General features: G+C 42.3%; 11 protein-coding genes and 1 tRNA gene. 9 read left to right on the top strand and 3 right to left on the bottom strand.

Annotated elements, in window-relative coordinates; all coding sequences use genetic code 11:
* Positions 1–260 precede the first annotated feature (260 nt).
* Together ACYVAA_RS20795 and ACYVAA_RS20790 are read right to left on the bottom strand one after the other, a co-directional pair.
* On the bottom strand, positions 261–524 hold the full coding sequence (locus tag ACYVAA_RS20795; protein WP_460545518.1) for a GIY-YIG nuclease family protein: 264 nt from the start codon (positions 522–524) through the stop codon (positions 261–263).
* A 62-nt stretch (positions 525–586) separates the two neighbouring features.
* A tRNA-Met gene (locus tag ACYVAA_RS20790) sits at positions 587–660 on the bottom strand.
* A gap of 161 nt (positions 661–821) precedes the next feature.
* Between ACYVAA_RS20790 and ACYVAA_RS20785 the strand changes: the two genes are divergently transcribed.
* The 8 genes from ACYVAA_RS20785 to bshB1 all read left to right on the top strand — a co-directional run bounded on the left by ACYVAA_RS20785 (position 822) and on the right by bshB1 (position 9,690).
* Positions 822–1,217: an START-like domain-containing protein gene (locus ACYVAA_RS20785; protein WP_460545516.1), complete on the top strand. Its 396-nt coding sequence runs from the start codon at positions 822–824 to the stop codon at positions 1,215–1,217.
* Positions 1,218–1,299: 82 nt separating this feature from the next.
* A complete protein-coding gene (locus tag ACYVAA_RS20780; RefSeq protein WP_460545514.1) occupies positions 1,300–3,177 on the top strand; it encodes an LptF/LptG family permease in 1,878 nt (625 codons plus the stop codon).
* A 78-nt stretch (positions 3,178–3,255) separates the two neighbouring features.
* Positions 3,256–3,531, top strand: coding sequence for a 30S ribosomal protein S15 (rpsO, locus tag ACYVAA_RS20775; protein WP_460545512.1), 276 nt, complete (start codon positions 3,256–3,258; stop codon positions 3,529–3,531).
* 108 nt (positions 3,532–3,639) lie between these two features.
* Positions 3,640–5,781, top strand: coding sequence for a polyribonucleotide nucleotidyltransferase (gene pnp, locus ACYVAA_RS20770; RefSeq protein ID WP_460545510.1), 2,142 nt, complete (start codon positions 3,640–3,642; stop codon positions 5,779–5,781).
* Positions 5,782–5,863: 82 nt separating this feature from the next.
* Entirely contained in the window at positions 5,864–6,727 is an 864-nt protein-coding gene (locus tag ACYVAA_RS20765) for a sigma-70 family RNA polymerase sigma factor (protein WP_015267200.1), read from the top strand.
* 198 nt (positions 6,728–6,925) lie between these two features.
* Positions 6,926–7,879: an NAD(P)/FAD-dependent oxidoreductase gene (gene trxB, locus ACYVAA_RS20760; protein ID WP_460545508.1), complete on the top strand. Its 954-nt coding sequence runs from the start codon at positions 6,926–6,928 to the stop codon at positions 7,877–7,879.
* Positions 7,876–8,907: a peptidoglycan DD-metalloendopeptidase family protein gene (locus tag ACYVAA_RS20755; RefSeq protein ID WP_460545506.1), complete on the top strand. Its 1,032-nt coding sequence runs from the start codon at positions 7,876–7,878 to the stop codon at positions 8,905–8,907. Before trxB ends, ACYVAA_RS20755 begins: the two co-directional genes overlap by 4 nt.
* 66 nt (positions 8,908–8,973) lie before the next feature.
* Complete coding sequence (bshB1, locus tag ACYVAA_RS20750; RefSeq protein ID WP_460545504.1) at positions 8,974–9,690, top strand: bacillithiol biosynthesis deacetylase BshB1; 717 nt, start codon at positions 8,974–8,976, stop codon at positions 9,688–9,690.
* Positions 9,691–9,797: 107 nt separating this feature from the next.
* On the opposite strand, the gene pdxH is transcribed toward bshB1, so the two are convergent.
* Positions 9,798–10,433, bottom strand: a complete 636-nt coding sequence (gene pdxH / locus ACYVAA_RS20745; protein WP_460545520.1) for a pyridoxamine 5'-phosphate oxidase — start codon at positions 10,431–10,433, stop codon at positions 9,798–9,800.
* Between the two features lie 96 nt (positions 10,434–10,529).
* Between pdxH and ACYVAA_RS20740 the strand changes: the two genes are divergently transcribed.
* On the top strand, positions 10,530–11,099 hold the full coding sequence (locus ACYVAA_RS20740) for a YqgE/AlgH family protein (protein WP_460545502.1): 570 nt from the start codon (positions 10,530–10,532) through the stop codon (positions 11,097–11,099).
* Positions 11,100–11,316: the final 217 nt, after the last annotated feature.

Here is an 11,316-nt window from a genome sequence, read left to right as displayed (position 1 = left end):
GTGGTAAATCCTTTCTAGGCGAAGGTGTTGTGTGAATGAAATCGGTTGATGAGGTCAGTTGTCATTCCTGTATAGGTTTTCCCAGAAGAAGGAGAGAATAAAACGTAAACGGTAAAAAGTTGTTCCATGTCAGAAAAGATAAAAAATAAAGGCAAAATGAAAAAGGCCTCCAAAATGGAAGCCTTAAATGTAGTCGCGATGGCTATCGGGAGAGTTGAACGCGTGTCCGCCGCGGCGGATAAGAATCGGAGCGCCTAATGTTATAGATAGTAGGGCAGTATTTGGTTCTTGATCCATTCCCCGCCTTTGCCCGTCTTGAGTTCTTTTTCCCTTTTGAGGGCAGAGGCTTGAGCGTAGAAAAACTCAACGTGGATAACCATCCAAGGTCTGTACCTAATGGTAAATCCCTTCTTGGCGAAGGTGTTGTGTGAATGAAATCGATTGATGAGGTCAGATGTCATTCCTGTATAGGTTTTCCCAGAAGAAGGAGAGAATAAAACGTAAACGGTAAAAAGTTGTTCCATGCGAGAAATGATAAAAAATAAAGGCAAAATGAAAAAGGCCTCCAAAATGGAAGCCTTAAATGTAGCGAGGACGGGAGTTGAACCCGTGACCTCAGGGTTATGAATCCTGCGCTCTAACCAACTGAGCTACCTCGCCAAATTAAAAACCCTTAGGGGGCTTTTCAACAAATCATCGTTGGCTTTGGTTAACTGCCAACTCCTTGCTGAATGGGAATGCAAATATGTAGGGTTATGGGATTAAAAGCAAGCTTTGTCAATGAAAAAAGTTAACTTTTTGTCAAACAAAAGTAAAAAGTCATGGTAAAGAATAAGTTTGTTGCTGACTATCAGGTGAATGCCTCAAAGAAGGTGATTTTCCCTTATTTGAGCACTGCTAGCGGGCTTTCTGAATGGTTTGCAGATGATGTGACCATTAATGAGGATAAGGTTTTCAATTTCGTCTATGATGGTGTGGACCATCTGGCCAGAGTTGCGGCCATTCGGTCAAATCACGGCGTTAAATTTGAGTTCTTTGATCCTGATATGCCGGAAGAGAATGATCATTCTTATGTGGAGTTTAGATTGGAGGAAAACGAGCTTACCCAGACCATGTTCCTTAAAGTGATAGATTACAGCGATGGCTTTGATGACGGTGAGCAGGAAGAGATATGGGAGGGCCTGATTGCCACGCTCAAAGAAATAATTGGAGGATAATGCGGGGATCATTATAATTTTTCACATAATATAGTGAACTTAGTGGTTCATAATTACGTGCAAGTTGGTGGTAATACGCCTCATGAAGAAATTAGATAAATTAATTCTAGGGTCCTTTATTGGGCCATTTTTATTGACCTTTATTGTTGTTGACTTCATTCTGCTCACCGTAAACATGCTCAAATATTTCGATGAGATATTTGGCAAGGGATTGGGTTTTGGAGTGTATATGGAGTTGATAAGCTATTTTGTGGTGTCCATTTCGCCCATGGCCTTGCCCTTGGCCGTGCTGCTGTCTTCCCTGATGACCTTCGGTAATTTGGGAGAGCACTTTGAACTTACCGCCATCAAAAGCAGCGGGATATCGTTATTAAGAGCCTTGCTGCCCATAGGGGTGTTTGTACTGGTCCTTTCAGTATTTGCTTTTTTTTCCAACAATTACCTCGTGCCAAAAGTCAACCTTAAAACCTTTAGCTTACTTTATGACATCAGGATGAAGTCCCCGGCATTGGATATTAAGGAAGGGATTTTTTATAACGGCATTCCAAATTACAGTATTAAGGTAAACCGTAAACTGGATGATGTGAGGCTGCAGGATGTGATCATCTATGATCATGCCGGCGGGCAAGGGAATCTAGGAGTCATTACTGCCGATTCTGGCAGGATGGAACCTTTTTTTAATGACCGTTATATGAAGCTGACCTTGTTCAACGGGTATAGTTATAATGAGGAAAAATCAAACAAAGGGATAAATGGAAAGCCTGCTGATTTTACCAGGACCCTATTTACCAAAAACGAGATTGTTTTTAGCTTAGATGCCTTTGAAATGAACAGGACTCCTGAGAATCTATGGAGTACCAATAGGTCCATCAAGAACATCCGAGAGATCAAGATGGATGTGGATTCCATGAGCAATCAACTGGTCAACTACCAATATTATAATTATGCGCAGCTGAGATCTGCCTATTCTTTCTTTTCTAAGCAGCGGGATATAAATGTTCCTGAGGATCTTGCAAAGAAAAAGGCGGTTCTCGATTCCTTGAAGGATTTGGAGTTCAAGCGAAAAATGGAATTGGAAGAAAGAGGGTTGAATGCGGGGGACAGTATGTTGACGGCAAATTCGGATGCTTTAACGCAAATGGATAGTCTAAATACTTCTTCGGGTAATGACTTAGATACCATCAATAGTGGAGCCCCGTCTCTGGTGAATGGGGATTTGGAGGATTCTTTGCTGTTGGCTGAGGCCTCTGATGATTCTTTATCAGAGAAGAGGGAGGAGATGGATACTGCCCTGGCAGCGTCTGAAGTAGTGCAAATAGAAGAAGATTCCCTAGGAGAAGGGGGAAGTCTGGACATCAAAGTGGACGAACCTATTCATGTAGAAAACTATGCTGACCAAAGGAAGAAAAGGGAGGAAGAGGAAAGGACAGCTTATCTTAGTTTTTCGGACAGGCAAGTGGCCAAGATTGATTCCGTGATAGAAAATGGACAATATTATGCCCGGGCAGCTACCATCGGGCTTCAAAGTGCAAGGACGCTCAAAAATAACTTTAGCAGTAATAAAGCCAACGTAGAAGGGATGGCCAGGGAAAAAAGGCGCTTTGAGATAAGTTGGTACCAGAAATATACGCAGGCATTTGCCTGCATTGTGATGTTTATGATAGGTGCCCCGCTGGGGGCTATTATTAAAAAGGGTGGCTTGGGGATGCCTGTTTTGTTTTCCATTACCTTTTTTATCATTTTTTACATGCTGACGATGACAGGTGAAAAGTGGGCAAAAGAAGGATTGGCAGACCCATTCTTTGGAACTTGGTTTTCCAATTTCGCTTTGATTCCGGTGGGCTTCTTGTTTTTGCGCCAGGCCAGGAGGGATGCCAGGATTTTTGAGGCCGATGTGTACCGGGCTGCCTTTCAGAAGGTCAAGCAAAAGCTGGGGATAAAAGCAGCTAAAAAAACATAGGCTGCTTTTACTATTAAAAATAATAGTTGTATCTTTGTAGCTGCTTTAAATAAACGTAAAAATTAATTTTAACTAAGCATGTATTTAACTTCAGACAAGAAATCAGAGTTGTTTAAGAATCATGGTCGGTTAAAATCTGAAAAAGACACAGGGTCTCCTGAGTCTCAGATTGCGCTGTTCACCTTTAGAATCAAGCACTTAACAGACCATTTAAAGACCAACAAAAAAGACCACTCTTCAAGATTGGGCCTTTTGAAATTGGTAGGTAAGCGTAGGTCCCTTTTGAACTATCTTTACAAAAACGATATCGAAAGATACAGGGCAGTGCTTGCAGACTTAGGATTACGTAAATAACATTCACGTGAGGTTCCCGAGAGCGGGAACCTTACTTTTTTTCTTTTCCCCCATTATTTAAACCTTACTTTTAAAACTTATCAGAAGATTTATTCTTAAAGAGAACGTATGTTACCAAATGTAATTTCAAAGACTATCACCCTTGAGGATGGTAGGGAAATCATTATTGAAACCGGTGCATTGGCCAAGCAGGCAGACGGATCTGTCGTAGTGAAAATGGGCAATGCTATGCTTTTGGCGACCGTAGTTTCAAAAAAAGAAGCTGGGGAAGGGGTAGATTTCCTTCCTATGTCGGTGGATTATCAGGAGAAATTTGCTGCTTCGGGCAAAATCCCTGGGGGCTTTCTGAAAAGAGAAGGAAGATTATCGGATTATGAGATCCTGATCAGCCGAATCGTAGACAGGGCCATCCGTCCGATTTTCCCTGAAGACTATCATGCAGACACCCAAATCATGATCACCCTTATGTCTTCAGATGCGGAAGTATTGCCTGACTGTTTGGCCGGATTGGCAGCATCTGCTGCACTGGCAGTTTCGGATATCCCATTTAACGGGCCTATTTCCGAAGTAAGAGTAGCTAAAATTGACGGTGAATTGGTAATCAACCCAACACCTGCCAAACTGGAAGAGGCTACATTGGAATTTATCGTGGCAGGATCATTGGATTTCATTTTGATGGTGGAAGGTGAAGCTAATGAAATCGCTGAAGATGAAATGGTAGAAGCCATTCAGTTTGCTCACGAGGAAATTAAAAAACATTGCCAAGCGCAAATCGAACTTACCAAGTTGGTAGGTAAAGAAGAGAAAAGAGAGTATTCTCACGAAAAAGAAGATTCTGCCCTTTATGAGAAAATGAAGGCAGAGCTTTATGACAAATGTTATGAAGTGGTTAGCAAGCAAATTGCTAACAAATCTGAAAGAAGTGAACTTATTGAGGCAATCAAAAGCGAGTTTGTGGAAAGCTTGGGCGAGGAGCATGAGTATGAAGCGGATTTGATTGGCCCTTATTTCAAAAAAATACATAAAGAGGCCGCCAGAAACCTGACGCTCAACGAGAAGAAGCGTTTGGACGGAAGGCAGCTGAATGAGGTTAGGCCAATATGGTCAGCGGTAGATTATTTGCCATCTGCCCATGGTTCTGCGGTATTTACCCGAGGGGAAACCCAGTCGGTAACGACCTGTACCTTGGGAACCAAGTTGGATGAACAAATGGTGGATGGAGCTGTGATCTCCGGATACAATAAGTTCTTCCTTCACTATAACTTCCCTGGATTTTCTACCGGTGAAGTAAGACCTAACAGAGGCCCGGGACGTAGGGAAGTAGGACATGGTAATCTAGCGATGAGGGCTTTGAAAAAAGTGCTTCCAAGTGAAGCGGAAAACCCTTATACCATCCGTGTCGTATCTGATATTCTGGAATCCAATGGTTCGTCCTCCATGGCTACAGTCTGTGCAGGTTCTTTGGCCATGATGGATGCCGGTGTCCCAATCAAAGCTCCTGTTACAGGAATTGCGATGGGAATGATTTCGGATCCCTCTACAGGCAACTATTCTATTCTTTCCGATATTCTTGGTGATGAAGATCATCTAGGGGATATGGATTTCAAGGTTACTGGTACGGCAAATGGCATTACAGCTTGTCAGATGGACCTCAAAGTGGAAGGATTGGATTATAATGTGCTGAAAGAGGCCCTTTATCAAGCAAAAGAAGGACGCCTTCATATTTTGGAGGAAATCAGCAAAACGCTGGCGACTCCTAAGCCGGAACTTAAGCCACATACGCCTCGCTCATTCAATATGACTATTCCAAAAGAATTGATTGGCGCGGTTATTGGACCAGGAGGAAAGGTGATCCAGGAAATCCAGAAGGATACCGGTGCAACTATTGTAATTGAGGAAGTGGATAATGCCGGAAAAATCAATATCTTCTCAAACAACCAAGAGTCAATGGATGGTGCCATCCAAAGGATCAAAGGTATCGTCGCACAACCTGAGATAGGAGAGACTTATACTGGCATTGTCAAAAACATTATGCCGTTTGGTGCGTTTGTAGAGTTCATGCCAGGTAAAGACGGATTGTTGCATATTTCTGAAATCAAGTGGGAAAGACTTGAAAGTATGGACAATGTTTTGGAACCTGGTGAAGAAATAGTTGTTAAATTAATAGATATTGATAAAAAGACCGGGAAATTCAAGCTTTCAAGAAAGGTCCTTTTGCCGAAGCCTGAAAAGTCTGGAAAAAAAGATTAAATTATCTGGTTAATCAATATTTTGAACTTATTTAAGATTTAAATCTGTTATAAGTAAGTCTTAACCAAAAAGAAATTCCTGAATGAGGCAGCTAAAAATTAGCAAACAGATTACTAACCGGGAGAGTCAATCTCTCGATAAATATCTTCAAGAAATAGGGAAGGTAGACCTGCTCACAGCTGATGAGGAGGTAGTACTTGCCAAAAGAATCCGGGAAGGTGATCAGCTAGCTCTTGAGAAATTGACCAAGGCAAACTTGAGGTTTGTGGTTTCTGTGGCCAAACAGTACCAGAATCAAGGTTTGTCACTGGGCGATCTTATCAATGAGGGAAACCTTGGATTGATCAAGGCCGCACAGCGTTTTGATGAAACAAGGGGCTTTAAATTCATATCCTATGCAGTATGGTGGATCAGGCAATCTATTTTGCAGGCCTTGGCCGAGCAATCCAGGATTGTGCGTCTTCCACTGAACCGTGTGGGGTCCCTGAATAAAATCAGCAAGACCTTCAGCGAGCTGGAGCAGCGCTTTGAGCGTGAGCCTTCACCAGAAGAACTGGCAGAAGTACTTGAAGTGACTGCCGGAGAGGTGGTTGATACCATGAAAATTTCTGGTCGTCACGTTTCCATGGATGCTCCGTTTGTCCAAGGAGAGGAAAACAGCTTGTTGGATGTGCTGGAGAATGATGGTGAGGAAAAGCCAGATGATGGCCTGATGAACGATTCTTTGAGAAAAGAGGTTCAGCGTGCCTTGTCTACCTTGACCCAAAGAGAGGCAGATGTAATCACCCTTTATTTTGGACTCAACGGAGAACATGCGATGACCTTGGAGGAGATTGGTGAAAAATTCAACCTTACCAGGGAGCGTGTAAGACAGATCAAAGAAAAAGCGATAAGGAGGTTAAGACACACTTCACGAAGCAAGACTTTGAAACCTTATTTGGGATAACAAAAGCATTTTATAAATGGTTAAAAAGGGGCTCTTGCCCCTTTTTTTGTGCTTTTGTCATCATGCTTCAAACGTCTGTTTCGGATTAAAAGAGGCTTCCGCAAATTAAAATTCACCAATTAGGGAATTTTAACATATGGATCCTTTGTTAGAAAAATTAAAATTTTAAAATTTGCCAACCCAAAAAATTCTTCTTCAATGAATAGAGAAATAGAAAAGATCAAGGTCCTGATTATAGGGTCAGGCCCTGCTGGTTACACAGCGGCTATTTATGCTTCCAGAGCTGGACTCAATCCGGTATTGTATACCGGCGGTCAGCCGGGAGGACAACTCACAATCACTACAGATGTGGAAAATTATCCTGGATACCCAGAGGGCGTGATGGGACCACAGATGATGGAAGATTTCAAGAAGCAGGCGGAAAGATTTGGAACAGACATTCGTTACGGTTTAGTAACCGCTGTTGATTTTAATGCGAAACCACATAAAGTAGTGGTGGATGATCAGACTGAAATATTTGCGGATACCGTAATTATCTCCACTGGTGCATCTGCTAAGTGGCTAGGTTTGGAAAGTGAGGATAAGCTGAACGGTAAAGGTGTATCGGCCTGTGCTGTATGTGATGGTTTCTTTTTCAGAAATCAACATGTAGCTATCGTAGGAGGTGGCGACACGGCTTGTGAAGAAGCTGCTTATCTTGCCAATATATGTGAAAAGGTCTATATGCTTGTCAGAAGAGATGAGTTAAGGGCTTCCCAGATCATGCAAAAGAGGGTTATGAACAACCCCAAAATAGAAATCCTTTGGAATACGGAGACTGAAGAAATCCTGGGGGAAGAAGAGGTGACTGGTGTTCGTATTAAAAACAACCAGACCAGTGAAGTAAAAGAATTGGAAGTGACCGGTTTCTTTGTAGCCATTGGGCACCAACCTAATACTGGGATTTTCGAGGAATTCTTGGACATGAACGAATCAGGCTATATTCTTACTCAGCCCGGTAGTACAAGGACCAATATAGAAGGGGTATTTGCTTGTGGTGATGCACAAGATCATATCTATAGACAGGCTGTGACAGCCGCAGGAACAGGATGTATGTCGGCTCTGGATGCGGAGCGTTATCTCGCTGAGCAAGAGTTGTCATTAAATCCATGAGTATAAAGGGCCTACGTTTTCTTATCACTTTGATCCTGTGCATGGGCTGCATCAGCGCCCATGCGCAGGTTTTTCCGAAGATAGTTAAAAAGGATAAAAGCCAGGCCGTGAAAGTGCCGGACGTGCGTAAAATAAATACTTTTGACGTCCAACAATACCTTTTAGACCTACAGCGCGGTACCGATTCTTTAATCTACAAAGACAAAGTGGATTTGCGGAGAAGGCTTAGTGCCGTCAGTGAGGATACGCTTTCTTTGGTATGGGCTCCTACGCACCGGTTGGTGCAGGTTTCCGAAAAAATACAGATTGACAGTATCTGGGTGACTGCTTTTGAATACTATTCATCTTGGGACAGTCAGCGGATAGACAGTTATGATTTCAACCCAAAGGATTTCAGCGATACTATTCCGATAAAACTTTACGATTCATTTTATGGTACCAACTGGAGCAGTCCATTGAATGCAACGAAAATCAATTCAGAATTTGGTTTCCGAAGGTATCGTTGGCATCATGGTACCGATCTTGACCTGAATACAGGAGATCCCGTGTACAGCGTGTTTGATGGGATTGTGCGAATGAGGTCTTATGACCGTTATGGTTATGGATATTACTTGGTGGTCAGGCATAAAAATGGACTTGAAACACTGTACGGTCATTTGTCCAAATTTAATGTGGAAGTAGGCCAGGAGGTAAAGGCAGGAGAAATCATCGGCTATGGGGGAAGTACGGGAAGGAGTTCAGGGCCTCACTTACATTTTGAAGTAAGGTATCAAGGTCTATCCATTAACCCTACAGAGCTGTTCGATTTTTCAGTGGGAAGGCTGAAAAGCAGTATTTATACTGTAACCTCAAGTAGTTTTGAGCATATTATTGAAATGCAAAAGGCGGTTTATCACCGTGTGAGAAGTGGGGATAACCTAAGTGCGATAGCCAAAAGGTATGGCACTACAGTGAGGTCTATTACCCGTAGGAACAATATTTCTAGCCGTGCCATACTTAGGGTAGGGCAAAGATTGCGGATCAGGTAAACTTTTTCGGTGGGTCTTGGTGTTTCAATTCAGTTTAAAAAATCAAAAAGTCAATAAACTGATAAGATGAAGTTAGATATATTGGTTATAGCCGCACATCCTGATGATGCGGAACTATCTTGTTCGGGGACTATAGCGGCACAGGTCGCCAAGGGCCATAAGGTAGGAATACTTGACCTAACACAAGGGGAAATGGGGACAAGAGGCACTCCCTCACTCCGTTTGAAGGAGTCTGAGGAAGCGTCAAAAATACTAGGGCTTTCTGCCAGGGAAAACCTTGGGTTTAGGGATGTTTTTTTTAAAGACGATGAGTCCCATCACCTGGAAGTAGTCAAAGTAATCAGGAAGTACCAACCTGAAATTGTTTTGGCAAATGCTGTTACCGATAGGCATCCTGATCATGGTAAGGGAGGTAGCTTAGCCACAAATGCTTGTTTTATCAGCGGGTTAAGAAAGGTGGAAACTACCTTGGAAGGGAATGCGCAGGCAGCTTGGCGCCCAAAATATGTTTATCATTATATCCAAAACAATTATATCCAACCGGATTTTGTAGTTGATATATCTGACTATTGGGAGACCAAGCTCAATAGTATCAAAGCATTTAAGTCGCAGTTTTATGATCCCAATAATACCGAACCGGCAAGCTTTATCAGTAGTCCGGAGTATTTTGCTTTTATTGAGGCGAGGGCGCAAGAGTTTGGACACAGCATCAATGTCAAATACGGTGAGGGTTTTACTGTGGAAAAAATGATTGGCGTGAGGGATTTATTTGATCTCAAATGATCTTAAAAAAGCAATAGCAAAAAGCAGGCTGCATCACCTTTAGATGCAGCCTGCTTTTTTCTCAGAGAAGATTAACTGGAGCTGAAGAAAATAAATAGGGAATAGGGTCAAGGTGCAAGACGGGCTTTTGTCCATTCTCCGTTTTCCTCAAGTGTATATTGGATGCGGTCGTGCAGACGACTTGCTCTTCCCTGCCAAAATTCCACCAAATCGGGAAGAAGCCGGTAGCCTCCCCAATGTTCTGGTCTTTTTAAGGCTTCTTTTTCAAACTTAGTGCGCATTTCAATTTCTTTTTTTTCAAGATATTCCCGATCCGGGATGATTTGACTTTGTGGAGAAGCCCATGCGCCTATTTGACTGGCCTTAGGCCTTGAAAGAAAGTAGTGGTCTGATAATTGGCTATTGACCCTTTCGACTTTGCCTTCAATTCTTACCTGGCGTTGCAGTTCAGGCCAGAAGAAGGTCATTGCGGCATAGGGTGACCCTGAAAGTTCCTTCCCCTTTTTGCTATCATAGTTGGTGTAAAAAATGAATCCATGGTCAAGACCTTTGAGCAAAACGATTCGTGCACTTGGCTTTCGGGCCGGCCCCACCGTAGAGAGGTTCAATGCGTTTGGCTCATTGACTTTGGCCTGAATGGCTTCTTCCAGCCATATTTTGAACTGATCTAAGGGGGATTTTTCTAGTTTTTTGACCACTAAAGATTTCAGGGTGTACTCTGTTCTCAGTGCAGCGATGTCCATATAGAGTGCATGTTTTTCAGACCATAAAATTACCATTGTTAATTGCATTTATGAAATTTTGACCTATATTAAAGTCTCATTGACAACCAATATTTAATGGATAGTAATAATAAAATTTTACCAAAATCTGGCCAGTTGTTGATATCGGAGCCCTTTTTGCAGGATGAAAATTTTGTAAGGTCCGTGGTGCTGCTTTGTGAAAGCAATGAGAACGGTTCCTTTGGTCTTGTTTTGAATAAGTTGTCAATTTTGAAAATAAATGATCTTCTTGATGAATTGGATTTTCTGGATACAGAGGTATATGTCGGAGGACCAGTGGAACAGAATACCTTACATTTTATCTATAAGGGAAAAGAGACGCTTGGGGGTAGTGTGAAATTGGCAGAGGATCTTTATTGGGGAGGGGACTTTGATGAGTTGGTAATGAAGTATAAAACCGGTCAGCTAGACCTGGAGGACTTTAGGTTTTTTATTGGGTATTCGGGATGGTCAGTTGGACAGTTGGAGGATGAGTTGACCGAGAACACCTGGATTATATGTGATCAAGTGGATGCCACGACGATCTTTGAGGCTTCCCCGGAGGATCTTTGGCGAATTGCCCTGAGGAATATGGGCGGGGATTTTCAGGTACTGGCAAATTATCCTATTGATCCAAGATTAAATTAAATAATTTATTACTTTTGCTTATAGCATATTTGGTAAGATGTATTCATACAGATTATGAGGAACGAAAAGGAAATTTCAGAAGAAAAAAAGGTGACCCAGGAATCAGTGGAATCCTCTGAGGTGGGTAATCAGCAAGAAGCGGATAAGGTGGTCAATCAAACAGAAGAAAATCATGAAGATGACCATCATGATGAAGAGCACCATGAAGAAGAGCATC

It is taken from the genome of Echinicola sediminis, from assembly GCF_054777495.1.
The sequence above is the reverse complement of the archived record's forward strand: the minus strand, read 5'-3'. Positions and strand labels throughout refer to the sequence as shown.